16 protein-coding genes are annotated in these 26,420 nt (G+C 64.5%); 3 read left to right on the forward strand and 13 right to left on the reverse strand.

Annotated elements, in window-relative coordinates; genetic code table 11:
- Window positions 1-32: 32 nt before the first annotated feature.
- On the forward strand, window positions 33-689 hold the full coding sequence (locus QEH68_RS04100; RefSeq protein WP_280626686.1) for a hypothetical protein: 657 nt from the start codon (window positions 33-35) through the stop codon (window positions 687-689).
- A 24-nt stretch (window positions 690-713) separates the two neighbouring features.
- On the opposite strand, the gene QEH68_RS04105 is transcribed toward QEH68_RS04100, so the two are convergent.
- From QEH68_RS04105 to QEH68_RS04115, 3 genes are read right to left on the reverse strand one after another with little or no spacing between them, the layout of a single operon-like run.
- Window positions 714-1,940 carry a glycosyl hydrolase gene (locus tag QEH68_RS04105; RefSeq protein ID WP_232481540.1) on the reverse strand — a complete coding sequence of 409 codons (1,227 nt, stop codon included), beginning with the start codon at window positions 1,938-1,940 and terminating at the stop codon, window positions 714-716.
- A complete protein-coding gene (locus QEH68_RS04110) occupies window positions 1,937-2,374 on the reverse strand; it encodes an STAS domain-containing protein (protein WP_207596267.1) in 438 nt (145 codons plus the stop codon). The genes QEH68_RS04105 and QEH68_RS04110 overlap by 4 nt, the downstream gene beginning before the upstream one ends.
- A gap of 47 nt (window positions 2,375-2,421) precedes the next feature.
- The gene (locus tag QEH68_RS04115; protein ID WP_280626689.1) at window positions 2,422-4,314 is read right to left on the reverse strand and encodes a glycosyltransferase; all 1,893 of its coding nucleotides are present in this window, start codon (window positions 4,312-4,314) and stop codon (window positions 2,422-2,424) included.
- A 340-nt stretch (window positions 4,315-4,654) separates the two neighbouring features.
- Between QEH68_RS04115 and QEH68_RS04120 the strand changes: the two genes are divergently transcribed.
- On the forward strand, window positions 4,655-5,917 hold the full coding sequence (locus tag QEH68_RS04120; protein ID WP_280626691.1) for a glycoside hydrolase family 16 protein: 1,263 nt from the start codon (window positions 4,655-4,657) through the stop codon (window positions 5,915-5,917).
- A 212-nt stretch (window positions 5,918-6,129) separates the two neighbouring features.
- Here the strand turns inward: QEH68_RS04120 and QEH68_RS04125 are convergent, their stop codons facing one another.
- From QEH68_RS04125 to QEH68_RS04170, 10 genes are all read right to left on the reverse strand, one after another.
- On the reverse strand, window positions 6,130-6,960 hold the full coding sequence (locus QEH68_RS04125) for an Fpg/Nei family DNA glycosylase (RefSeq protein ID WP_207596270.1): 831 nt from the start codon (window positions 6,958-6,960) through the stop codon (window positions 6,130-6,132).
- Window positions 6,953-11,959 carry a DEAD/DEAH box helicase gene (locus QEH68_RS04130; protein WP_280626692.1) on the reverse strand — a complete coding sequence of 1,669 codons (5,007 nt, stop codon included), beginning with the start codon at window positions 11,957-11,959 and terminating at the stop codon, window positions 6,953-6,955. The genes QEH68_RS04125 and QEH68_RS04130 overlap by 8 nt, the downstream gene beginning before the upstream one ends.
- Window positions 11,960-12,015: 56 nt before the next feature.
- Window positions 12,016-12,657, reverse strand: coding sequence for a DUF4232 domain-containing protein (locus tag QEH68_RS04135; protein ID WP_207597470.1), 642 nt, complete (start codon window positions 12,655-12,657; stop codon window positions 12,016-12,018).
- 103 nt (window positions 12,658-12,760) lie between these two features.
- Window positions 12,761-13,504, reverse strand: a complete 744-nt coding sequence (locus QEH68_RS04140) for a YcnI family protein (RefSeq protein ID WP_280626694.1) — start codon at window positions 13,502-13,504, stop codon at window positions 12,761-12,763.
- A 119-nt stretch (window positions 13,505-13,623) separates the two neighbouring features.
- On the reverse strand, window positions 13,624-14,244 hold the full coding sequence (locus tag QEH68_RS04145; RefSeq protein ID WP_280626696.1) for a hypothetical protein: 621 nt from the start codon (window positions 14,242-14,244) through the stop codon (window positions 13,624-13,626).
- A gap of 153 nt (window positions 14,245-14,397) precedes the next feature.
- The gene (locus QEH68_RS04150) at window positions 14,398-14,955 is read right to left on the reverse strand and encodes an SRPBCC family protein (protein ID WP_280626698.1); all 558 of its coding nucleotides are present in this window, start codon (window positions 14,953-14,955) and stop codon (window positions 14,398-14,400) included.
- Between the two features lie 181 nt (window positions 14,956-15,136).
- Window positions 15,137-17,119, reverse strand: a complete 1,983-nt coding sequence (locus QEH68_RS04155) for a serine/threonine-protein kinase (RefSeq protein ID WP_280626700.1) — start codon at window positions 17,117-17,119, stop codon at window positions 15,137-15,139.
- 74 nt (window positions 17,120-17,193) lie between these two features.
- Complete coding sequence (locus tag QEH68_RS04160; protein ID WP_242703610.1) at window positions 17,194-21,477, reverse strand: FtsK/SpoIIIE domain-containing protein; 4,284 nt, start codon at window positions 21,475-21,477, stop codon at window positions 17,194-17,196.
- 63 nt (window positions 21,478-21,540) lie between these two features.
- On the reverse strand, window positions 21,541-22,884 hold the full coding sequence (locus QEH68_RS04165; RefSeq protein WP_280626702.1) for a hypothetical protein: 1,344 nt from the start codon (window positions 22,882-22,884) through the stop codon (window positions 21,541-21,543).
- Window positions 22,881-25,742: a hypothetical protein gene (locus tag QEH68_RS04170; RefSeq protein WP_280626704.1), complete on the reverse strand. Its 2,862-nt coding sequence runs from the start codon at window positions 25,740-25,742 to the stop codon at window positions 22,881-22,883. Before QEH68_RS04170 ends, QEH68_RS04165 begins: the two co-directional genes overlap by 4 nt.
- Window positions 25,743-25,850: 108 nt before the next feature.
- Here QEH68_RS04170 and QEH68_RS04175 point away from each other — a divergent pair, with 108 nt between their 5' ends.
- Window positions 25,851-26,258 carry a hypothetical protein gene (locus tag QEH68_RS04175; RefSeq protein WP_280626706.1) on the forward strand — a complete coding sequence of 136 codons (408 nt, stop codon included), beginning with the start codon at window positions 25,851-25,853 and terminating at the stop codon, window positions 26,256-26,258.
- The last annotated feature ends 162 nt before the right edge of the window (window positions 26,259-26,420 follow it).

The raw sequence follows: 26,420 nt of genomic DNA on the forward strand, positions 1-26,420 counted from the left end.
TACAAGGCCAGTTCTCTTGGATGATTGACATCATGATGACCCGAAGAATCACACAACTCCTGATCGGCCTCGCGATGTATGGCATCTCCTTGGCCATGTTCATCCGGGCCGGCCTTGGCTTGGACCCCTGGGACGTGTTCCACCAAGGCGTGTCCCAGAAGACCGGTTTCAGCATTGGCGTTGTGGTCATCGCGGTCAGCTTCCTTGTCCTGCTCCTCTGGATTCCGCTGCGGCAAATGCCGGGGATCGGAACCATCGCCAACGCGGTGCTCGTGGGACTTTTTGCCGACCTTGGACTGTGGCTGATCCCCGGGTTCTCCCACCTTGGAGGCCAGATCGCCATGCTTGCCGGAGCCGTGATCCTCAACGGTATTGCTTCCGCCTGCTACATCGGTGCCCGGCTCGGTCCCGGTGCCCGCGATGGCCTCATGACAGGCCTGGTTCGCCGCACCGGATGGTCCGTCAGGCTGGTGCGCACCGGCATCGAAGTGGTGGTCCTTGCCGTGGGTTTCCTGCTGGGAGGCTCAGTAGGAGTGGGAACCGTGGTCTATGCCTTGGCGATTGGCCCGATCGTGCAAGTGCTGCTGCCCAAATTTATGGTTCCGGAACGGGCCAAGGCAACGGACGGCACGGCTTCGAGCCCGGCAACGGAACCCGCAGAAGCCGTGCCGACAGCGCCAGCCGCCTAAGCCCCGCCGCTTGACCGGCGGACTTTAGCGGCACACACCCAGATCCTCGCCGTACCGCAACCAGTCCGGCAGGTCCTGCGTCAGGGCATCGCGGATGGCGGGTGTTCCAGCGCTCCGCCAATCGACGTCGTCGTTAATTTCGATTTCGTACTTCTTCCACTCGAACCAGTTGATCATTTTCAATTGCGGAAACTGTTGGTGGGTTTCGGGGGAGAAGACCTGGCGCCACCAGGCCCGTTTGACGTCCAGCTCTGACGCTCCACCGCGCGCCGGCGTGAAGATCGCAGCCGTCTCCGGTATCCCTACCGGCTTCTGATGGTCCACTCCGTAGACCTGGTAGAAGTCCGGGACGGCACTGTCATCGCCTGCGGTTCCGTTGTAGGTGCCGGTAAGCATGGCCAGGAATTTGCCCGGTTCGGAGATGTCGTTGTTGCCCCAGGGCCGTTGGTTGCCCCAGTGATACAGCGACACGCCCACCCAATCCACGGCGTCGTCCCCGGGGTAATAGGGGGCGTACGTGTCATCGTTCATGGTGAGCGTACCGTCGTGGTCAGTGTCCAGGGTGGCGAAGTCCGGGGTGCCCGGTCTGGCGGCGAACTGGCCTCCCGTAAACGGGTAGCCGCCGCCGTAGTTCGGTGCCCACATCATGGACGTACCCGGCGCCTGGGTATGCACGGCTGCTGCCACCTTTCGGAAAACCTCCACGTAGCGCAGCGGCTGCTGGCCCCAGGAATACCAGGAACCGTTCATCTCATGCGCAAAGCGCACGACGACGGGCGTTCCCTGATCGTTGATGGCCCGTAAGTCGGTGGCCAACGTGGCGATTACTTCGTCGCTCATGGTCGCCAAGCCACCGTGTGGTTCCAGCGTCAGGAGGAGGACGCCGCCTGTGGGACGGACCTGGGTGACGGCGTTGGTGGTGTGGGACCACGTTTCGTCGTCGTATGGGATGTCCGAAAACTGGACCACCACCGCCGGATCATGCCCGAGATTGGCCTGGTGTTCTGCAAGGGTTTCAGAGTTCCAGTCCAGGTTGACGCCCAGCAACACCCCGTCCTTGGGCACGATGGTGGAAGCATCCACGGCCCTGCAGAGGGAGAGCGCCTGCACCACAGGCACCACCTCCTTGGACGCGAAACCCAGCCCAGTGGCGGCGAGGGCCGTCACCACCAAAGGGATGAGCAGGCTGGCCCGCCGGCGCTTGCGATTCGGGTGGCCGCTAAAGGTGGGAGGTGCCGGGGCCACCGTCATCCCCATCCCAGGGTGCGGCGCGGACGCGCGAAGAGCCCACGCCAGCGTGACTGCGGCGCGAGGTGACGTGCCCCCACCAGGTTCGTACCGCCGTCGAGCGCTTCCTGGCGGGTGGCGTAGATACGGGCTACCTGCCCCAGATGGGCTTGGAGCAGTGTTTGGTCGAGGGCGGAGGATGTGCCGAAAAGACGTAGATCGCCGCCGCGGGCGCGGAGCACGTGCAGTACTTCAAGCAGGCCAACGACGCCGGACGCGCCGACAGCTGTCACGTCGGCAACGTTCAGCAGGACCACTATGGGGCCGTCGGCCGCGGCTTCTGCGGAGAGGTGGCGAACATCCAGGACGCTCAAAGCGTCCAAAGGGCCCGCGATGGTCAGATCGATTGATGTCAACAAGGTGGGGATGGAATTCGGGGCATGGGAAAGAACGGACATGGGGCGCTCCTGGCTGGGGGTTGGAACGGCTCTATTCAGGTTTGTTGTCAGGGATGTGTTGGGCGTGAACCTTGAGTGGATTCGAGGACGCGGTTGAGCTCATGCGGGGTGGGAACCGGGCCCGCCAGATCCTCGCCGGGACCGCGGTACCGTGCGGCCCCGATCACCACGCTCAAAAGTGCCAGGTCCAAAGCAACCCAGGCCAACGTGATGAGCGTGGGATACAGCGGAGCTTCCCCGGTGGTTACGCGGGCGAGGCCAATGACCGCGGAAATAGCCAGCAACGCCATGGCCGCTACCTGCAGCCTGACGTGCTGGAAACCGCGTCCCGTGGCCTGTTTGCTCTTGGCTGTGACGGAGAAGGTGAGGTGCCTGCCGAGAAAAACGGCAGCTGCTCCTGAGCAAGTGGCAGCGATCCAGGTGGGAAAGAGCGCGAAAGACCATTGCTGGCCACGCCACAGACCCTTCGCGCCATTGCCCGCTACCTGGAACAGAACCTGGCACGAAATGAAGAAGGGAAGGAACAGGCAGAAGAACACCACAGGGCTGGCCGTCAACGGATAGGTGCCGGCCCACAGGAAAACCACCGGCGCTGCGATATAGCTCAGGGCGGCAAACCCGTTGAGGTAGCTTGTCATGGTGCCCAGATACATCAGGCGCTGGGCCACCGTGAGGCCACGAAGCAACAGCGGGTTGTCGTTGAAGAACACCTGCATGGTTCCGGCTGCCCAGCGATGACGCTGGGAGAGCATGGTGGACACATCCTCAGGCGCCAGGCCGTGGACCAGGACCTCGTGGTGGTAAACGCTGCCCCACCCCATCGCGTGAAGGTGCATGGCGGTGGCCATATCCTCGGTAATGGTGGTGGTGTCCATGGGGTGGATGGCCAGTGCTTGGTCTGTGTGTGCCACATCCACCGACTCCAGGATGGCGTCGAGTTCGGGAACCACATCATCCATGGCATCAGGTACTGACAATGCGGCCGCATGGAAAGCTACGCGAAGCTCGAAGGTGATCTCCGCCAAGACATCGCCCCTGCGGAGCTGGCGCTCCGCACGCGCCATCGCTTCCAGGGCCTGTTCGACCACCGGCATTGCCGCGGGATGGCGCCTGCCGAGTTCACCCAGGAGATCCTGCAGTCTTGAGCGTCCCTTACGCAGGGAACTCCACGTCTGTTCCGTTGCTGTGCGTGTGTATCGGGTCAGGCCCAGGGCCATGAGGGCTTCCCGGCGCAGGACAGCATTCGAGCCGCAGAAGAACGCCGCGTCCCAGCCATCCTTGCCTTGCTGGATGGGTCCGTAGAACAGTTCCGCCTGGCTGCCCAGGGGATCCCGGTCTGTGACGTTCCAAAAGTGCTGCGGGGTCTGGACGAAGGCCACCTCTTCAGCATCGAAATAGCCCAGGACGCGGTCCAGGAAACGGGGTTCCGGGACCTGATCGGCGTCCAGGATGGCCACGAACTCGCCCGTGGTCAAGGACAGGGCGTTGTTGACGTTGCCCGCTTTTGCGAAGCGCTGCCTGCCATCCCATTCGGGTCCGCGGGTGATGTACCCGACGCCTATCTGCCCGGCTGCCTTCGCGAATTCGGTGCGGTTGCCATCGTCCAGGATCCATGTTTGGTGCGGGTACTCCATGTCCCTGGCGGCGATGGCCGTTTTGAGGACCAGGTCGAGTGGTTCGTTGTAGGTGGCGATGAACACGTCTACCGTCCTGCCCGGAAGGGCCGGCGGGGGAGGCGGCCGTCGTCGGGCGTTCCACATGGTGACCGCGTACAGAGCGGATTCGCCCAGACTGTAAGTCTCGGCCACCACGAGTGGCAGCGAAATCCACCATGCGTCCCACGCGACCGTGCCGGACCATCGCCAACTGATGTAGATCAATCCAAAGGAAACCACCAGAACTGCAAGAATCCTTACAAGTATTTGTCTGTAAATGCCCATTTTTAGCCTCCGGTAACTGCTGGGGAAAAGGCCAAGGCGCGCAGCATGCCCGAACACCCTCGAAGTGAAGGTTGGGAGGACACGGCTGACGCGCCTGGAGCATGCATCGTCGATGCTCAGAGGAAGGAATTCGGCTGCGAACGGAATTTCCCTATGCCATCTGGAGTGACATCATTTTCGTCACCCAAATGGTTCCTCATTCCACTTTCCCCCGCTTCTATTTCATCGCTGTTACGAAAAAGAAAAGTAAAGTCGCGGTGATTATTTCCAGGCCGTGACGTTTTGTGTGTCGTCCTGAAAAGGCTTGCGCGCGGGTTGCCGCACCGTCAGAGTGGCAACCATGAAGCGAAGACTCATGCCCCTGACGATGCTCGTCGCCGGCCTGACCCTCGCAGCTGCTGTCATAGCTCCGGAGCCGTCCGCAATGGCCGCCGCGGGCATGCCGGCCCCGGGTGCGCTGGTGTGGAGTGACGAGTTCAACGGCCCTGCCGGAACCGCGCCGGACCCCGGAAAATGGTCCTACGACACTGGAGGATCCGGCTGGGGCAACGGCGAACTTCAGTACTACACATCCAGCCCCAGGAATGCCGCAGCAGACGGCAGGGGAAACATGGCCATCACGGCACGCAAGGAGAATCCTGCCGGCTACCAGTGCCACTACGGCTCATGCCAATACACGTCCGCACGCCTCCTCACCGCCGGAAAATTCAGCCGGACGCAAGGTCGGTTCGAAGCCAGGCTCAAATTACCTCAAGGGCAAGGTATGTGGCCCGCATTCTGGATGCTGGGCAACAACGTCTTCACCGACGGTTGGCCAGCCAGCGGGGAACTGGACGTCATGGAAAATGTCGGCAAGGAACCTGGAACCGTGTGGGGAAGCATCCACGGCCCTGGCTACTCGGGCGCGAACTCGTCCAACGCCAGCTACACCGTAACCAACGGCAAAGCACTGGGCGACGCGTTCCATACATTCACTGTGGACTGGGGGCCCGAATCCATCACGTGGTACATCGACGGCACTCCCTACTCACGGAAAACCAAAGCCACAACTCCGGGCCCTTGGGTCTTCGATCACAACTTCTTCCTCCTGCTGAACCTGGCCGTCGGCGGCTACTGGCCGGGAGCTCCGGACGCAGGCACAGCGTTTCCGCAGTCCCTCCTGGTCGATTACGTCCGGGTCTATGAACTCGCTGCCCCTCCGTCACCACCTGCAAGCGCGGCCGGAACCCGGATCCAGGGCTACGCGGGCAAGTGCATCGACGTCGCCGGGAGGCAAGCCGTGGACGGTGCTCAACTCCAGCTATGGGACTGCGACACAGCAGCCTCGGAGCAGTGGACTTTCGCCGCCGACGGCACCATCCGCTCACTGGGCAAATGCATGGACGTCGCCTGGGGATCCACATCCAACGGCGCACGCATTCAACTCACCGGGTGCAACGGCAACGCGGCGCAGAAGTTCGTCCTGAACAACGCCGGGGACCTGGTTAATCCACAGGCCAATAAGTGTGTTGACGTCGCCGATTGGAGTCCATCCAACGGTGCACGGCTGCAATTATGGGATTGCGCCGGGTCCGCCAACCAGAAGTGGTGGCGGATGGCGTAGGAAAGCGTCCGACGGCGGCGCGCGGCTTTACGGGGTCCGTTCGACTATTGCTGGGGCGGCTGGGGAGCTTCCTGGAGTAGTCGGCCGGAGCCGTGGGTGTGCGTCGTCGTCGCGGCGGATGGTGGGTCGCCCGGCCGGGCAGGTTGTTCCGGGCCCGGCTGGGCGGGCTACGGCTGGGTTGGTTCTTCGGTGGAGTGTTTGCCGTTTCCGCGTTACGGAGCCGGCTGGCACCTCGGGCAGAAGTAGATGTCCCGTTCCTCGGTTCCATCCGGGCCGGCCAACAGGCCACGCCGAACCGTGGCGCCACAGCGCCTGCACGGTTGGCGTTCCCTGCCGTAGACCCAATACCCGGGCCTCAAGGCGCGTGGGCCCAGAGTGGTCCGGCGGCCTGGACCAAGGTTTTCGCCGAGGAGACGCTTGGCGTCGTTCACCGTCTTGGCGAGGTCCGGGACCTCTCCCACAGGGAGGGCGGGGTGGATGCCGGAGAGGTAGCAGGCTTCGCAGCGGTAGATGTTGCCGATGCCTGCCAGTTTCCGCTGGTCCAACAGCGCGAAACCCACGGTGACGTCCGGCTCGGCCCGCAGCCTCCGCAGAGCCTCGTCCTCGTTCCAATCAGGGCCGAGCAGGTCCGGTCCCAGATGTCCAACTATCTTGTCTTCCTCGGCGGTGGGCACCACTTCCAGGATGCCCAGCGAGAACCCCACTGCGTCAGCCGTGGCTGTGCGGAGCACACACCGTGCCGTATGGCCGGGCTTGGTCCATCGACCACCCGGCGGATAGATCATCCAGTTCCCCTCCATTTTCAGGTGGGAGTGGATGGTCAGGGCACGCGGCCTTTTGCTGGCGCCGGGTGCCTCGTCCACGGGGCCGGTGAGGCGCATCAAGAGGTGTTTGCCCCGGGGGACCACCTCGGTCATGGTCCAGCCTGCGAGGTTCAGGGTGGCGAAGCGTGGCACACGGAAGTCGGAGGCCGTGATGGTTTGTCCGGCCAAGGCCTCGTTCAGCCGCGACGCAGCGCGCCAAATGGAATCACCCTCAGGCACGGATCCGGAGTCCCTTCGGAGTGGAGTAGGCGCCGGCTGCTGCCAGGGCAACGGCAATGGGGGTTTCGAGGAGGTCGTGGCCGTTGACCTTCTCCATGAAGAGCTTGTCCACGGCGCCGCGGCGCACCACATCCACCAAAGCCTGGGCCGCAAGTGTCAGCACGGCCTCGTCTTGGTTGAACGTGAGCAGCGTTTTGCCGCCGCGTTCCACGTAAAGGACCAACTCGCCGTCGACCATCACCACCAGCGCTCCGGCCTTCCGACCGGGACGGTGCCCGGACCCGGCGTCGACTGACAAAGCAGGCCACGGAAGGGCCGCGCCGTACGGATTGGCCGGATCCGTTGCGGCCAAGGCCAAAGCCGACGGTTCTGCCTTGGAAATGCGGGCATCCTCTGTGAAGGACCTCAGCCGGTCCACCGTTGCCGGGACTGCGAACTGGGCAGCACCCAAATGCTCGATAAAGTACCCGCGGCGGCACCGGCCTGCCTCCTCCAACCGGGCAAGCACTTTGTACATGAGCCCGAAGCCGCCAATGATGTTCTCCGCCATGACCGAACCTCTGGTGACCACGCCGTACCTGTCCAACAGCAGTTCGGCCGTGCCGCGGGCATGGATGGTGGGATCCAATTCCGGGGCAGGCAGGGCCGACCAGCGGCCCACAGCAGACGGCGGTGCAGCAGCAATTCCGCCTGAAACCGATCCGTAGCGGCCACCAGTAAGCCCGGGCGAGCCCAGCAGACCTGACCCATGGGAGCGGCCCAGCCTGCTGAGGCGGGGAGCCCGCGCCCTTGGCGCCTTGGCCACCTGCCGGTGTGCGGTTTTGCCGCCGGCGATCATGGCGCGCACCGGGGCAAAAGTATCTCCTGTCACCCTGCCGGCCCAGACCAGGTCCCACAGCGCGGAGACCACGGCGTCGTCACTCAACACTGCGTCCATGCCGCCGGCCACGTCCGTGAGTTGCCGGAAGAAGTAGCCGCCGCCCGCACTGAAGTGCTCCAAAAGCCGCTGCTGTGCGTCGCCAGGTTCGAACTCGGGGGACGGGCTGAGGGTCAGCTCAGCGGAATCAGCCACGTGGAGGCTGATCCAGCCGTCATTTCCGGGCAGCGAGCCCGCCCCGGACCAGAGGAGTTCGCCCGCGGCCATCAGTTCGTCCAGCATGGCGGGTTTGTAGTCTGCCACCCGGCTCGCCAGCACCAAAGGCTCCCAGGCTGAGGCGGGGATTGGTACGCCGGACAGCTGGTCCACGGCCGTGATGATGCCGTCCAGTCCGCGCAACGCCTGGCTCCGCGACTTGCCCGGTGGGGTGACGTTTTGCCAAGCCGGCAGGAACCGCCCGTAAGCGGCGGTGTCCACGGGCTCCACTTCGGCGCGGAGGGCAGCAAGGGAACGGCGACGCAGCTTGCGCAGGACTTCGGCATCGCACCACTCGCTGGACGGCGGGGCGTCCAGGGTCATGAGCTCGCGATCCACAGCTTCCGCCGTGGGCTGGGGTTCGGCCACAGCATGCGGACGGAACTCTCCCTCCACCACCCGGCCGTCCCCGGCCAAGCGTTTCAGGGCCGTGTTGACCACCGCTACACCGAGTCCCAACCTTGTGGCTGCTTCCGACGCCGTGAACGGTCCGTGTGTGCGTGCATACCGGGAGACGAGGTCACCCAAAGGATCATTGACCGGCTCAATGAACGCCAAAGGAACACCCATCGGCAAGGGAACGCCGATTGCGTCGCGGAGTCTTGCGGAATCCTCCACCGCAGCGAAGCGTTCGACGCCGCCGATGGTCACCTTAAGCGCACGGTTGGCTTTCTGCAGGGCAGCGAGGTGGGATCCGGCGTCGGTGACGGTGCCCGGTGGCGCGGCCGGCGGAGCTTCCTCCAGGTGTTCGGCGCCGTCCGGATGATCTGTGCCGTCCGGATGATCTGCGCTGATAAGCTGCTCCAGCGTTCCATCCTGCTGCACTGTTCCAGCTGGCTCCACGCCTTGAAGCCGTTCCGCCACTTCTTCAACGCTGAGCGGACCCAACAACCGCAGCAGGTCAGCCACGCCCTCCATCCCACGCACGCGCCTGTCAGGGGCCAGCCGCTGCAGTTCCCTTTCCGTGGAGTCGATAACTGCCGCATCCAGGAGCTCGCGCAGTTCCACACGCCCCAGGAGTTCGTTGAGGAGAGTGGAGTCCAACGCCAGGGCAGCGGCCCGGCGTTCCGCCAAGGGGGAGTCGCCCTCGTACAGGAACTGGGCCACATAGCCGAAGAGCAGCGACTTGGCGAAGGGGGACGGCTGCTGCGTGGTGGTCTCCACGATCCTGAGTTCACGACGCTCCACAGAGGCCGCAATGTCTTTGAGAGCGGGCAGATCGTAAACATCCTGCAAGCATTCGCGCACCGTTTCGAGCACGATAGGGAACGAAGGATACTTCCGGGCGACGTCCAGCAACTGGGCCGAGCGTTGCCGTTGCTGCCACAGCGGCTGGCGCTTGGCCGGGTTTTGGCGGGGCAACAGGAGCGCCCTGGCGGCACACTCGCGGAACCGTGAGGCGAAAAGTGCACTGCCGCCCACTTCTGCAGTGACGATCTGCTCCAGTTCCTCCGGGTCAAACAGGAACAGCTCAGCGCCGGGCGGCTCATCTTCCATCATGGGCACGCGCAGGACGATGCCGTCGTCGGCCGCCATCGCGGAACCGTCCAGTCCGTAACGCTGCTGCAGCCGTTGGCCCACGGCCAGCGCCCATGGCGCATGGACGGGCATGCCAAAGGGGCTGTGGAGGACTACCCGCCAGTCGCCGAGCTCGTCATGGAAGCGTTCGACCACCAAGGTTCGGTCACTGGGGACGATCTCCGTGGCTTCCTTCTGTTCCCTGAGGTACTGAAGCAGGTTGCTTGCCGCGAAGGCGTCCAAACCGCTGGCTTGGCAGCGTTCCATGGCGGGAGCCTCGTCAGCGGCGGAGAGTTCGCGGATGAAAGCGCCGAGCGCCCGGCCGAGGTCAACGGGGCGGCCGAGGGAGTCACCCTTCCAGAAGGGGAGCTTGCCGGGTTGGCCGAAGGCCGGGGAGACCAGGACGCGGTCATGGGTGATGTCCTCGATTTTCCAACTGGTAGCGCCCAGTGCGAAGACGTCGCCCACCCGTGACTCGTACACCATCTCTTCATCGAGTTCACCAACGCGGCGGCCGCCCTTGGCCGCGCGGGCCGAGGCAGTTGGTTCGCTCCCGTCCGCGCTGCCCGGCGAGGCTGAGCCCTCAACTTCTGTGCCGATGATGTACACGCCGAACAGTCCACGGTCCGGGATGGTGCCACCGGAGGTCACTGCAAGACGCTGGGCCCCCGGCCTGCCCTCGATGGTTCCGGCATGCCGGTCCCAGATGATGCGCGGCCGGAGTTCGGCGAATTCGTCCGATGGATAGCGTCCCGCCAACAGGTCCAGTGTGGCCTCGAACGCGGACCGCGGGAGGCTGGCGAACGGTGCTGACCGGCGCACAGTGCTGAACCAGTCTTCGACGTCGATGCTCCCCAAGGCAGTCGCCGCCACCGTCTGCTGGGCCAGGATGTCCAAGGGATTCGTGGGGATGCTCAAGCGTTCAATTTGCCCGCTCAGCATGCGTTCCACGGTGACACTCGTGTGCAGGAGATCCGCCCGGTGTTTCGGGAACAGCACGCCCTCGGAAATCTCGCCCACCTGGTGGCCCGCACGCCCCACACGCTGTAGGCCACTGGCCACAGACGGCGGAGACTCCACCTGGATGACCAAGTCCACAGCACCCATATCGATGCCGAGTTCCAGTGAGGAGGTTGCCACCACACACCGGAGCCTGCCGGACTTGAGGTCGTCCTCGATCATGGCCCGCTGGTCCTTGGAGACCGAGCCGTGGTGGGCCCGGGCCAGGACAGGATCGGCGCCGGTGGTGCTGCCGGCCTGCGCCATCATGTGGGCCGGGGTGGCTGTGGATGCCGGTACTCCGGCGTCCGATGCCGGGGCGGCCCACTCGCTGCCGCCTACAGCCATCAATTGCCGTTCAGCGTAGATTTCGTTGAGCCGGGCCGTCAGACGCTCGGAAAGGCGCCGCGAATTTGCGAAGACAATAGTGGATTGCTTGGACAGGACAAGATCAACAATCTGTTCCTCCACATGGGGCCAGATGGACGCCTGGGGCTGCAACCCGGAGGCCGGCCCGGAATCGAATGCTCCCGCGGCACCTTGGAGGTCCGACATGTCCTCCACAGGCACGGTGACTGTGAGGTTCCAGTTTTTCTTGGATGGTGGAGCTACGATTTCCACTGGAGCCTGGCCCGCCAGAAACTGCGCCACCAATTCACGCGGCTGCACGGTGGCCGAGAGCCCGATCCTCTGCGCCGGCTTGGGAAGCAAGGCATCCAGGCGCTCCAAGGAAACGGCCAGGTGGGCCCCGCGTTTGGTACCCGCAACGGCGTGCACTTCGTCGATGATGATGGTGTCCACTTCACTGAGAGTCTCCCGGGCACGGGAGGTCAGCATGAGGAACAGGGATTCGGGCGTGGTGATCAGGATGTCCGGCGGGTTGGTCAGCAGCGTTCGGCGATCTGCCGCCGTCGTATCTCCTGAACGGACGCCGACTGTCACAAGCGGTGCAGGCAGCCCTAATCGCTTGGCCGTCTGGGTGATGCCTATCAGTGGCGCACGGAGGTTCCGCTCTACGTCCACCCCGAGTGCCTTGAGCGGGGAGATATACAGGACGCGGGTTTTGGTCTTGGGACGTTTGGCGCGGCCCTTGCCGTTGGCGGGGACAGCCTCCAGCCCTGGGAGGGTGTCCGAGGGTGTGGAATGCAACCGATCCAAGGCCCAAAGGAACGCTGCGAGGGTTTTGCCGGAACCAGTGGGTGCCACCACCAGCGCATGCGAGCCTGACGAGATCGCGTTCCACGCGCCGTCCTGCGCTGGCGTGGGCTCGGAAAAAGCGCCGAGGAACCATTCTCTGGTTGCCTGGCTGAAACGGCTGATGGCGCCATCCGACGCCTGCGGCTCCTGCATCCCTCCATCATGCCCCACGGCCCCGACAGAATAAGCCGGGAGCCGTGGAGTCAACGTCAGACTGCTTGGAACGCGGTGATGGTCAGGAGTTTGATGCCGGCATTGCTGCAGGCGTCGTGGGGCTCTGCGACGAACAGCGATGCTGTGTCGTTTGGCGGGTAGATCCGGAAGCCGGCGGCAGGGACCTTGGTGCAGTCGCCGTAGTTGCCGGCCTGCGTGTAGCGGATTTCAGCCCACGCAGACTTGCCCGGGGCCAGTTCGATCTTGGTGACCGGAGTGGTGGTCTCGCGGGTTGCCGGTTCGCCGATCGGTTCGCCGCTGGCATCGGCTGTCAGTGAGACGCCGGCGAAGCCTTCGAGGACACAGGGGGTTGTGCCGGAGTTCGTCAGGATCAGCTTTTCGTAGATGCTGCCTGCTGCTCCGCCGCCGGTTGAATCGGTAGCCGCCGTCAGCGACGCCGCTTTGCACAGGGTGGCGTCTGCTGGCGCGGCGGACGTGGCGGTCGGCGATGGGGAGGGCGTCGTCGTGGCCGTCGCCGATGGTGAGCTGGGTGTCGACGAGGCCGACGGAGTTGAAGAAGTGGGCGGGGCACTGCTGGTTCCCGCCGGGCTGGGGCTTGGCCCGCAAGCCGCCAGGAGCAGCAATGAAGCGGCTGCCGTCGTCGTGACAAGTCCGGTTTTGATGCGCTGAGTCCACATGGGCACCAGCCTTGCCCCGGCCGTGACGCGAGTCAATTGAGCCACGGCACAGTGTGCGGATTGGCGCCCGGATCGTGATCTTCCGGGCGCCAATCCACGACGACTACTTGGCGGAGTCAGCCTTGGCCGCTGCGGGCTTGGCAGCGCGGCTACGGAAGAACGCCGCACCGCCCAGGCCCAAACCCGCGATACCGGCGATCAGGCCGGCCCAGCTGCGTGCTTGCGAGCCGTCATCGGAGGTCACCGCGGCGGCCTGCTCGGTGGAGACGGCGGTTGCCGCGTGGTGGTCACCTTCCGCGGCAGCAGGGGTGATGGTCACCGACGGCGCAGGAGCTTTGAGTTCGTGCTCGTCCTGTCCCTCCTTGGCGATCTCCGACCAGTCAGTCTGGCCCTGCTCGCAGGTCTGCAAGGTGGGGAAGTAGATGGTCTTGCCAGCCGCGTCCGGCAGTTTGACCGACAGGACCAGAGCGTCACGGAGGTGCGGGTCCAGCGGAGCTTTGGCTGTGTACACGATCTGGCTGGTGCGCTTGGTGATGGTGGTGCCATCGTCCAGCTTCTTGGGCTCTGCGAGGGTCTCCGTGACCTTCTCCACGGTCCAGTTCGGGTTGACCGTGGGCTGGGCGTCGTTCAGCTCCTCGGGGAGTGAAATGGCTACCTTGGTGGTGCCGAACGTGTCGCAACCGTGCGGGATGCCGAAGGTAACCAGGGCGTATGAGTTGGCAGCGGTCTTGTTCGGGTCTGCGGAAACGTGGGCTGACGCTCCGGCCAGACCGGCCATCATCAGGGCGGCGGTTCCACCGGCGACGGCGGTAGCGGAAAGGGTGCGACGGAGGGCGGACTTGTTCATGGGAATGCCTTTCAGATGCGCTGGCTGAACCGGCGCAGGGGTACGGGTTTGGGGCCCGTCACCATGCAAAGGCTTTGCGTGTGCGGCGCATTGTCGCGTCGCGTTGGTGCCGGGCGGAACTAGGGAAGTACGACGACGGCGGGCGGGCCGCGTCGGCTGTCTTGCCTGAGGTTCCGCCAGGGGCGGGGGATGAAGACGTCGGGTGCGCCAACCGTGACAGGGGAGGCGCCGGCGTCGGGCCTGAACACCAAGGTGGGAAGGTTGAGCAGGGGACGAAGCCAGGCAGCCAGCTTCCACATCGCGTCCTCGCCCTTGGCCAGGACGACGGCGGAAGCGAGGGTCGCCAGGATGTGACCCACCAGCATCAGTGCGCCGAAAGCCGTCCCGAGCTCGTGGGTGTGGGTCGCCGCGATATCCATCCCGGGGTCCAGGGATTCACCGCCCAGGTGGTGGTTTGCCGCCGGACCCGTGGCTGTGATGGGCCCCAGGGCCGTGAAGGCCTCGTGAAGCACCAATTGTCCCGCGCCTAAGAGGCCCGCCATGGAGACGAGGTTCAGCTTGAAACGGGTAGCCAGTGTTGCCACCAGAGCCGTCAGCACCACGAGCGCCAACAGGACCGGGGCCGTGGGAAGCGTCCCGCCGCCCACAATGTGGGCACCTGCTGCGAGGAGAACCACCACAAGGGAGACGGCGCCCGACCGCAGAGCATGGAAGGGAGCCCGGGTCCGCGATGTGCGCACGTGGTCCTCCCTGATCTCATTTGTTGCTTGATTGTCGGCGTCTTGATTCTATCGGGAGTTCGGCGCCGGCCTGGCCTCGGATGGGTGGCTATGTGGATAGGTGCGCCGAGGGGCGGGATCCCGGCACTTTGGCAGCGACGAAAGAGGTGAGAGCTAACCCCTCGCCCGCCGGACGAAGGTTGCTTGTGGGGGCTGAGGCACTTTCGCTGCGGAAGTGGAACGACGACGGCGGAGTTCCAGTTTGAGGCTTTCCTCGCCGCGTGCCATGGCCCAGTGATGGTTGGCCGAGAATGCGGGTTTGAGAAGCCAGCTCAGCCAACGGAGCAGTGGCTTGGCTGCGCTGACCCGCCAGTCGTAGGTGATGACCACTTCCGGGCCGTCGGTTTCGAACGTCCAGCGGCCTGTTCCGTTGAGGTCGCCTTGTGCTGTGAGGGCGAAGCCGTCGAGGGTCACCGGTTCAGTGACGGTCAGCCGCCAACGCAGGGTGTACGGGAGCCAGCCCTTGGTGTGGAGGTCGAAGCTGGCGCCAACGCCGTCAGGTCCGCCGTCGGCGACGGGAGTGACCGTGAGATAGACGGACGGCCACCATTGCTTGAGCGCCGCGGCATCACCGAGGATGTCCACCACTTCCTCGCGGGATCCCGCCACACGCCACACAGTAACGAACTCGTAGTCACTGCTTTTGCTGGTTCTTTTGGTGGTCCCGGCCATTGTTGCCTCCGAGGTCCGTGCTGGTTCCGAGGGTGTCTGGTGGCATCCGTGATTAATCTACTCTTGGCATCGTCGAAGGGTTAGCTCTCGCCCCTTTGACAGCGTGAAAGGGTTGAGAACCCGCCCCTTGCCGGTCGCGAAAGGGGTGAGATCCCGCCCCTCGGCGGAAGCGAAGACAAAGCTACTCGCCCGAGTTCTCCCGGGATGTGATGCCAAAGGGGGCAGACTTGAGTTCGGTGAAGTTTCCCACGCTGGCCCGGACCGTGCATTGCGGCGTGATTTGCAGGGCAGTGACGGTGAGTCCTGAGCTGTCCACTGCCAACGCCCCGCCACAACCGTCGGCGAACCGCACTCCCTTTTCACCGCCGGTGACTGCGTCGAGCATCTGCGATGGCTTACCCGAGGCCGGGCTGACGTAGAGGGGATTGAGTTCATCGGCGCCGCCTGCCCACACCGGAACCAGCGTGATTTTCAGGGGACTGGGCGTGACAACGCGGGCAGGGGTGCGGACCTCTACGCCCTTGAGGCGTTGCACCGGGTACGCGGTGCCTTTGACGGCAGGGTTTTGCGTGGCAGCCGTGGTTGCAGCCGATGAGCTGCGAAGCCAGGCATCCATTGCCTTCTGGTCCGCGGGCTGCACAGGTACCTTGGCGGTCAGTTGTACAGATCCTCCGGCGGGAATCTCTACCCCGGACAGCTTCCAGCCGCATTCAACATCCAGGCCGGTGATGGAAGCCTGGTTACGGCTCACCGTGCCACCATCCCACGTCACAGCCGGGCATGCTTCGCCGTCGTCAAGTCCGGGGATGACCTCCAGGAACTCACCGGACAAGGGCGCTTTCTGCGCCGAGTAGGACACCGTTAAACGGACCTGGCCGGACGAAGGCTCGTACGCTGCGCTCCGCGAAATGGCGAGGCCTGTCGGAAGGGCAGGGTCCTGAAGTTGCGCTGACAGCTGCTGTCCGGGAGGCGGGGGTGCTGCCTGCTGGGTGGTGGGGGACAGGAGAATAAAACCCACCACCATGGCCACGATCAGGAAGACCGCGCTGGCGGCCAGAAGCAGCGCCTTGCGTGTCCGCCAAAACGGGGTCGAGTCTTTTTCCTCTGCCTTTTCCTCCGCTTGGGGAAGGACCTCGCGGCGCGGCATGGGGCGGGCAATAGTAGCGCTGCCGGCCTGCCCAAGGTCCGGAGCCTCAACATCGACGCCGGCGGGTGGGGCCGCTGCAAAGGCTGCGAGTTCGTCATCGGTAAAGGCGCCGCGGACGACGGTAGCGGGACGTTCGACGTCGTCGAACTCTTCGGGCGCTGTCCCCCGGAGGAGAGCGGGCTTGCCCGCAAGACCGGGCACCAGGCGTCGGAGGGTCGACGCAGCCTCAGCGGCCGTTGGGCGTTGGGTGGGGTCTTTGGACAACAGCCGATCCAGGACGCTCCACAAAGCATCATCCACCGGAATACGGGGCGGTCGCGAAGAGACATGGCGGTACGCAACGGTGAAGTCCGTCCCCGGACCCGCGAACGGCGTGCGGCCGGCAAGGAGTTCGTAGAGCAGGACTCCCGTGGAATAGACATCTCCGGCGGGCCCGGACCGCCCTTGGCTGATGAGTTCGGGAGGCATGTACTGCGGAGTGCCGATCAGGCCTGTCGTCTGGCGGATTTTCTCGCCCACGACGTCGGAAATGCCAAAGTCGGACACACGCACGTCGCCGCTTTCACACTCGGACCACGGGCGGGCCAGGAGCACATTGTCCGGCTTGATGTCGCGGTGCGTCACGCCCCGCGAGTGGGCGAACGCGAGGGCATCGAAGATTTCGGCGGCAACTTTCACTGCTTCTTCGGAGGGCATCGGGCCAGCGTCCTTGACGACGTCGCGCAGCGAGCCGCCCGCGATGTAGTCCATGACGATGGCCAACCGTTCACCCTCAACCACCATGTCCCGTACTGTGACGATGCTGGAATCCTGCAGACCGAGCAGCACGGAGCGCTCGCGGACGAACCGCTCTACCAAGGAAGGGTCATCGGCATGCTCCGGTCGCAGGACTTTGGCCGCCAGGGTGCGGCCGTCGGTGGACGTGACCGTCCAGACTTCGCCCACAGCCCCTGAGCCCACGCGCTCCCCAAAGCGGTAGGACGCGCCCAACGCCTGACCCGTTTGTGCCAATTGCATGTCCGTACTCTCCAAAGCTGTCGATCTGATATCCGGGCCGTTCCGCGGACCCCTGCAAAGTATCTGCTGTTGGTTTAGCTCCCGGGACTCAGGGACTGGATCAGCGACATTTGCCCGCCCACACCGAGGTATCCGCGTCCGGCAGTGAGCGCCACGGGTGCCTTCCGCGGAAGCGTGGCACCCAGCAGCTCGCCGTCGTAATTGACGTCGGGCTGGAGCACCACGCCCAGACGGGATTTTCGGATGGCCTTGGTCCAGTGACTGTACAGCCCACGGAGGTCAGCGGCCCGCCCTGAGGCAATAATGCAGAGCCCAGGCAGCCCGGAGGCTACGATCCCCGCAATGGACTGATCGGTGTCCTCAAAGCGTTCGGCGTCATCGATCAAGAGGAACACCGGGCCGCGCTCGATCCGCAGCGAAGCCAACAACGCAGGTACTTCGTCGGTGCCTACGGCTATCCGGTCCAGATCGGCGTTGGCCAAAGGGGAGCGGCGGTCGCAGATGCCCCAGACCTGGGCCGGGCCCCGGGAGGTGGATACGCCACGGACAGCCTCGGCCAGAGCCAGCAGCACGGTGGATTTACCAGAACGGGCCGGCCCGGCAATCAGGGCGTGCTCGCCCTCATAAATTTCCAGGAAAGCCGGTGAGAGGTCTGTTTCGCGGATTCCCACGGGGATGTGCCACGGCTCGGTCTCGAGTTGTGGCTTCACGCCGAGATCCGCCATAGTGACGTTGGTGGGCAAGCTCCTGATCGCTGTGGTCTTGGCAGGCGCATCTCCCCAGCCTTGGCGGACACGGTCCACAGCGGCTTCCAAGCCGATGCCGGGAGTAGCAACGTGCATCTGCAGGGAGGTCCGCGGATCCACGCAACGTCCGGGGAGGGCGGCCGGGACATGTTTTGCCCGCACCCCGAGCGACGAGTAGTCGTAGGTGTCGGCAAGCCGGAAGAGCCACTTCTGCAGCGTTACTTCATTCATCACGGAAGGAACTGCTTTGGCACGGGTCGTGGTCACGGCGAAGGAGAGCCCCAGGGCCGGCCCGTCGGCATAGGCCCGGTACAGCAGGCCCAGGAGTTGCTGCCCCTCAAAGTCCTGGAATTCATCGCGCAGCGACGCCAGGCCGTCGAGAAGGACCACCGTGCGGCGATGCGTACCTGGTGCTGCCCTGCGACTTTCCAATTCGGTGTTCAGATGCCGCAGGAAACGCGCTTGCTGCTCCTTGGCGCCGGCACCGGTTCCCACATAGGCCACCGTGTGGGGCAGGCGTTTGAGCATCTCCAGGTCGCCGGAACCCATGTCCAGAATCATCAGGTCCAAGTCGGCGGGATCTGTATTCTTCGCAAGGGTCAGCGCGATGGTCGCCAGGGTGGTGCTTGTACCGGAGCCCGCTACACCCATCAGCATCAGGTTGCCCATGGACATGTCCCATCCGGCGGCAGACTGGCGCTGCAAGTCAGGCTCGTCCAACAGGGTCACGAGGACGGTGGACCCCTTTACGCTTCCGACCGATGGACGGTCGGCTGTAGAGGTCTCCTCGGGAGATCCCTCCGCCAGGAATCCTTCCAGCTCCACCCGCTCGCCCAGCGCCTCCGGCCAGACCTGCCGCGGAGGGGCGTATCCGGCTTCGGCATTGGCTTCCACCACGGCGTCGATAAGGAGATCCAGATCGTTTTCGTCCATCGCAGCGGACCGTGGAAGTACGGGCGCGGGGGCGGGGACACCGAACTGCCGGATGTCGCGAACATCGACGGCGGGGCCGCCGTCGAGCTGTGCCTGTCCGGTGACCAGCGCGGTCTGGACGGGCGTGATGTCGTCTTGGCCGAGTTTCACAAAGGCGCGGCCCATCTGGGCCCTGCCGATCGCTGAGGCGGCTGGGACGCCAATAACGTTGTTGGAGTCGTCGCGGCTCTGGACGCGCAGCGCCACCCGAAGGTTGGTGTTCGCGAGGATGTCGTCGCTCACCACCCCAGCCGGACGCTGCGTAGCCAGGATCATGTGCACTCCCAAGGTGCGGCCCACGGCGCCAATGCTGACGAGGGCTGTCAGGACATCCGGGAAATCCTTGGCCAGCATGGCGAACTCATCGACCACCAGCAGGAGGCGCGGCATCGGCTCGGCGGGGTTCGTGGCCAAGTAGGCATTGAGGTTGTCGATTCCCTCGCCTGCCTCTGCGAAAACCCGCTGGCGGCGCTCCATCTCTGCTTCCAGGGCGATCAGGGCCCTGTCAGCCAGTTGTTCGTCCAGGTTGGAGATGGTTCCGATGGTGTGCGGGAGGCGCTCACAGGCCTTGAAGGCTGCCCCTCCCTTGAAGTCCACCAGAATGAAGTTCAATCGGGTGGGATCGTTGCGGGCGGCGAGGCCAGCTACCAGGGAGCGCAGGAATTCGGACTTTCCGGAGCCGGTGGTGCCGCCCACCAGCCCGTGCGGTCCGTCCTTGACGAGGTCCAGGGTCAGGGGTCCGTTTTCGCCGGTACCTATTGGCGTGGAAACGCCGGTGGGGGCCTGCCACATCCGGCGGATCGTGGCCGCGTCGGGGCGTTCGTAGCCCAGAAGCCCGGGCATCCGTACCAAAGAGGGCAAGGAGGCCCCGGGAACGCTGAGTTCGGGATCATCGAAGTGTGCCAAGCGTGTGGCGCAGCGCAGGGCTTCTTCCTGGTCGAGACCTGCCAGGATGACGTCCTCCACGCGGGTCAGGTCCTCCGGCTGGTCCACGGTGGCTGCAGCATCCGTCCCAACCCTGATAATGGTGGTGCAGGACGCCGGCAGTTGTTCCTCGGACGTCGCTATGACGATGCCAGCCACGCGGGGAGGCCGCTGCTGCGGGTTGACGTGGCCACCGGGAACGGAACGCCCCATGCCGAGCAAGGCGCGGGCAGGGGCGTCCCTGCCCTCTGTCAGTACGTCGGAATCCAAGACCACCATGAGCGCTGGGGTGGGCAATTCCTCCACTGAATCCTTCAGCATGCGCAGCATGGCCAGGCTGGTCTCACGATGCGCGGACATCCAGCGATCGCCCGTGCTGCTGCCGGTTTGGCGTGTGTGGGGGAGCCAGGACGCCCATTCCCATTCATCGGCCCGGCCGGCGTCGCAGAAAACGCCGATCGTCAGATCGGCAGGACCAACGTGCACCGCGGCCTGGGCAACCAGTGAACGGGCCAACGCCAGGGCTCCTTCCCGTGAGCCAACAATGCCAACGACGCCGGCGTCGGTCAGGTCCACCAGAACAGGGGCTGCCAGGAGACGGGCTGCGGTGAGGGTTTCCTTGACTTTTTCGTCCGGGCGCGAGCCCGCAGCGCGGTCAACTTCGGGCTTCCACGGGACGTCACCTGTGCCCGCGTGCAGGACCAGGAAGTCGTCGGAGTCAGCACGGCGCTGCCACAGTGACGTCGCCGGAAGTGACGGACGGCGGACCACCGTAGCGGGATCGGGGACCATCTTGTGCCGGCGGGCGGTTTCCACCTCTGCGGCTGTGCGGATCTGTTGCTCAAACTCTTTGAGGGCTCCGTCGAAGCGCTCTGCCTCTTCCTTGAGGCCCCGGGCATGGCGACGCTTTTGCTCGAACCACATGCCCACCGCCATCACCGGACTGAGCATGGCGAACATCGCGAAGCGCATGTCCCTCAGGATCATCACCATCGCAACGGCCATGACCAGCGGTGCCAGCACTGTGATGTAACTGAACTTGTTGGCTGGCGGAACGTCCTTGCGGCTCGGCGGGACCAACGGATCCCCGGCGGGTGCGCGGCCGGGGCGCGGTGGCCTGTTAAAGGGAGCAGTGGCTGCCGGGGTCAGGTTGTGCAGGCTGCCGGGGGCGGGAGCGGGGGTCTCATCCAAGGTGGGGCGGAGGAGAAGGACCGTGCCACCTGCCGTGATGGTGGCCGTTTGTGTGACCAAAACCCCGTCCTCGCCCACAGGCTCCCCGTTGACCAAGGTGCCGTTGGTGGAACCGCCATCCACCACCCGGAGCCCCTCCTCTTCGCGGCGAAGACGGAAGTGATCCCACGAGGCACTTTCGGTGGGGAGACTGAGGTCGGCATGGGGCGACCTGCCGACCAGCATGTCACGCCCCTGCGGAACATCCACCACACCACCCGTACGTTGCCCGCCGGCCAACGTCAGGCTCCAACCACGGACACGGTGCGGCGCGGGCCACGGTGCGCGTGAGATGCGGCTGCCCTCCAACAGAATCAGTTCGGAGAGCGGCGTGGCACCCCGGACCTCTGTCTCATTGACAAACACCGGCTCATCAGGCGAAACCCTGGGTCCGCCGGCAGCTTCCACTAAGTCGGACAGCGTGGTGGCGGGCGCAGCATGGGCAACCTCGCACTCGAAACGACGATCGTCCAGGTCGATCAGCACACGCAACGGGCGCTCCTCCTGTAGTGGAACTGTTCCCCTCAGGCGTGGGGACAGAAAGGGTTGTTAAGGGCTGGCTGGTGCCGGTACCCAGACGAGCCGTGGAGCGTTCTCGTCTGCCGGACGAAGACCGAGGTCCTGAGGTGACGCGAAGACGGGGATCGCTTCGGCAGTCAGTGCTTGGGATTGCGAGAAGTCCAGCGGCGGTCCGGCGAGGCCTTCCCCGGCGCCGAAGGACAGGGTGCGCAGCGACGCTGCGACCTTCGACGGTTCCTTGCTGCCGGCCAGTGCAGCCGCGCGGACCAGGGCCACCACGGCGTCATGGCTTCGGGCGTCCGCGGCCCAGGCATCCGCCGAGAACGGGGTATCGTCTGTCAGGTTCTTGATCTCCGGGTTCCCGTTAGCCAATCTAATGCCGGAGAGGAACGCGGACATGCCCCGCCCTTGGGCGTCCTGCTGAAGTGCGATTGCATCGCCGGTCGCCGGGGCGACGCTGACAAGTTGTCCTGAAGCGGTGCCGTCAAGCTCCGCGAGCGAGGACGCGAACGCGGGGGTGATGGCGCCGTCGGGAAGTACCAGCGGAACGGACACGTCGCGTGACTGGAGGGCTTGGACCAGCCGGGCCAGGCGCTGCGGGGTTGCCGCCGACACCACAACAGCGTCTGCGGGGTTGGCAATCCGTGTGCCTTCAGCATCAGCCGGCGCGTCCTTGGCCGGAGGTCGAAGCTGGTCGCCCGTACGGATGGCTGCTTCCTGGGCCAAGCCGGACACGTCGGAGAAGCCCTCCAGCGTCAGTGTGTCAGCGGGAGTGACGGATGCCGGGACCTGGCCGCCGTCGCTGACCAGCAGCACCCGGCTCTTGCCGGCAAGTGCGGTCCCCAGAGCGGCTTGGACAGAGGCTGACGTTGGTCCAGTGGTCCACGTCGTTTGGGTCGGTTCCGACGCCTCGCTGTAGGGCAAGATGACCGGGAGGCCCCGCTCCTCAGCGGCCTTCGCTGCTGCACGGGCTTGCGGACCTGTGCTGGCAACGAGAACGCCGGACACACCCTGCTCGGCAAGCGCGCCGACTGCGGCACGGGCGCCGTCTTCGGTGCCTTGGTCGTTCTGGGTGGGGAGGGTGACTGTCGCGCCGCCTTGGGCGAAACGCTGTGCCGCCACCACGGCACCCTGTGCTGCGCGGTTGTATTCGGTTCCGGGCTCACCGGACTGGCCGAATGTCATGACGACGCCGATCGAAAAGTCCGCCGGCAGGCCGTCAGCCTTGAGGGCAACAGGAACTGTGGCAGCCACAGGATCGGGCCGGGGAGCTTCCGTGGGGCGGTTCAGTGCCATGGTCAGGACCACAGCAGCAGCAATCACGACGGCGGCTCCCGCAGCGATCAGTAAGAAGAGACGGTTGCGGGGGTTCACGCGTTGCCGCCGATCTTCAGTGTGTACAGCGTCTGTGACGTCGCACCTGCAGGGACCTCGAGTTGGAACGGTGGCAGTTCATCCACTGCAGTGAGCGAGGCCTTGAACTGGGCCTGGCGCAGGAGAAGTCCTGCAACGTCGCGGGAGCGTATGTTGGCGTAGCCTTCAGCATTCTGGGAGGCCAGGGCCAGTTGGAAGTCCGCTGTGTCTGCTTTTGCCGCGCTGGTGGCCATGGAGCCGAGCAGACCCGAGCCGTTGACCGTGCGGTCACCGAGATCCAGCATCACTTTATTGAGGCTGGAGGCGAGAAGGGCGCTGGCACCCTCGACGTCGCGGGTGGAGCCGGACGTGCTGGACGCAATGTTCTCCAGCGAGGACTGAGTGCTCTTGGACAGGGCGGCTGTGAGGTCACCGCTTTGACCGAGGAGTTCGTCGCGCTGTTTGTTGACCGTGCCCTCGGCGTCCTTCACAACGTCGTCTGAGGTGGACTTCAGCCCGGAAATGGACCGGTTGAAGGCTGTGGTCACGGATTCAGAGCTGGCATCGCCGATGTCGGCAACCTGGCGTACTTGTTCGCCGACGGTTTTGTAGACCTCGGCGGCGGTTTCGGCCGAAACGTCGCGGAGTGACTCTTTGATCTTGTCGCCGAGCATGTCCTGCTGCTCTTTCAACTTCGCGAGTGCGGTCGTCACTGTGCCGGAGGAGTCAATCGCGTCAGCCAGTGCAGTATCGAGCGCCTCAAGTCCCTTTTTGGTGCCATTGGCGTTTCCTGTTGCGGCGCCGTCGAGCGTCTTGACGCCCGTCTTGATCGCTTCGAGCTTGGTGTCGGCGTCGTCGAACGTCGCTTCCAAGGCGGTGAACGCCTGGCCAATTGCCTGGTCGGCGGCAGTCGTGTCAGTGGCTGCAAGAACCTCGTCCCAAGCGGCTGACTGACCTTCGAGCCGCACGTCCAGTGGCTCCTTGAAGCCCGGCGGCGGATTCAGCGCGGGTGTGGGGTTGCCGTCCTCATCAGTCGGTTTGCACGGCACTGAGGTCAAATAGGAACGCAGCCGCTCAACATCCTTTGCGGACAGCTTGCCCTTGCCGGGGATGAGGCTGTCATCGGACAGCTTGCACAGCTCGTCCGCCACCTTCTGGTTCTGCTGCAGCATGGAGCCGTTCAGCCAGGTTCCCTGACCGAGTTCGCCCTTGGCATCCTTGGCATTGGTGGCGATGGCGAGCAGTTTCTGCCGGAGGGCGTCAACGCTGGTCTGGGCTGCCGTGGCTGCTTTCCGCGTCGCGGCTGCAGAGTCGGCGGCGGACTTGATGGCCGTATCCAGTGCAGCCAGTGCCTTGCTGTAATCCTCGGACGTTCCAGAGCCGTCAAGCATCGCACCGAGGTCGGTGCGCACTTTTTCAAGTGCGACGGCGGAAGTTGCCTGGTCTTTGATCGCGCCTTCGATGACCTGCGGCTGGAGACCGGAGACGAGCTCGTCGCCCTTTTGCACCAGGCCCAGAAGCGCTCCGGTAACTGTCACAGCCGAACCATAAAGGGAGCAGGTCATGGAACCCTGCTCAGCGCATTCCGCTGGCGTGGGGTTTTCCGGTCCCATGGTGGCTTTGAGGGCGCCGGCAACGGTGTCCCGGCAACTCGCGCTGACCTTAGCGTAGGCGTCCAGCTGTGAGGACATGGTGAGAACGCTGGAGTAAACGGTGGCTGCCGGCGCGGCCTTGGCCACCTCGGCGGTGCAGCCGTCACCGGTGATGGGGGTGACCGGCGGTGTCGCGGAAGTGTCGCCCAGCATGGCGTCCACGGCGGAGACCGTCAGTTTCAACTGCGACATGGTGGTGGACTGGGTGGCAGTTGTTGAAGACTCCAAATCAGAGCCGAGAACCTGCAGCTGCTGCTTCAGGTCAGACATCGTCGCGGCAAGGGCCTGGGAGTTGTCCCGCAGTTCACCGGCCGTCTTTGCGCCGAGAGTCTGCGAGGTTGCCTGCAGGTTCCTGCGGACATCGGTGATGGTGGATCCGGCCTTCGCCAGGACCGTGTTGACATCAGATACGAGCGAAATGGTGCGGCGTTGCAGCTCCATCTCCGAACCGGTTCCGGATGAGAAGGCGCTGGCGAGCACACCGTTGGCACTTAGGTCTGTATTGAGGCCAGGCTGGACTGCGACGTCGAATTCGGGAACCTGGAAGTCCTTCACGTCGGCGGCGAGGCGCAACGTGGTGCTGGCGCCGGAACGCGGGGGAGCCAGGACAGTGGCCCACTGGACAACGGTGGCGCCGTCTTCGGTGCTGCTCAGGACTCCGTTGGTACCGGTAGTGCCGTCGGCTGAGCCGGGTGTTACGTCGTCCGCCCGGATGCCCGGGAGCTTGGTGGACGCTGCGATTGTCAGCGGAGCGCCTACCAGAGCGGTGTCAGAGCGGGCCTGGCCGGCGGCGTCGTACTGGATGGTCTGTGGTCTGACGGTGAGGTTCTCAAGCGTCAGGTTGATCTCTACCGGGCCGGTGTGGCCTTTCAACTCGGCGAGGTCGGAACCCGATTTCTCGCCGGCACGGTACTGGAGGCTCACGCGCACCGGGAGTTCGCCCACTACCTGGGCGGTGTCATAGGTGGTGTTTTCCGCCGAAGAGTCACCCGCAGCGGACACGGAGATGGTGGTGCCTTCGATCTTCTGCACTCCGGCGGCGGGGGACAGGCCTACACGGACGCTCTGCAGGAGTTTGACCGGGTTGGACACCGGCTCTGGCTCGGGAGTCTGGGTGCACGAAGTGGTCGCGATCAGTCCCAGCGCTATCAGGGCGATGCCCAGAGAACGGCCCGAGGGGATACGCCGCCCCGGTTTGTACTGGTTAAAACTAGCCTGCCTGGGCATGGATCGTCCCCCTCTTTCCGTTCACGGTGCCTTGAGTATCATAAGGTTGCGCTCCCGAATGGACTAATCCCACCGTGCGGGGCACCGCCCGCAGTTCACGAACGAATCATGTTTTTCGAACTTTGTTTGTCTGTTTGTTGGATTTATTCGGTGGTGTTGGTAGTTTGTGGGTGTTTGGTTGCCTGGGTTTTTTGGCTTGGGTGTTGCGATTGTTCTTATTGGGAGGAAAGTTCTATGTCGCGTGTGTTGTCTACTGAGCAAGCCAAGGCTGCTATTGGTCAGGTGCAGTCGATTATTACTGGTGGGTTTACGGATCAGATTTCGGCGTTGGATGCGCAGGGTCGTGTGTTGTCGGATCCGAATGTGTGGGATGGGCCGTTGGCTGCTGAGTTCCGTGGTTCGACGTGGCCGGAGACGAAGGCTGCGTTGGATAAGGCCAAGGAAGAGCTGGAGCAGTTGCGCGGTCAGTTGCAGAAGATTTCGCAGGATATTTTCTCTGCTGGTGGCGGGGCCTGATTTTGTAGTGGGTTTGGTGTGAGGGCCGGGTGATCGTGCCGCTTTAGTGCGGTGTGGTTGCCCGGCCGTTCCGCTGTGGTCTGGTGGCGCCGGGTTTGTTGGTTGTGGTGCCGGGTTTTGTGGGTTGTTGGGTTTTGTTCGCGTTCTTGTTCTGTTGGGGGC

The organism is Paenarthrobacter sp. OM7 (assembly GCF_029873575.1).
Classification (GTDB): Bacteria; Actinomycetota; Actinomycetes; order Actinomycetales; family Micrococcaceae; genus Arthrobacter.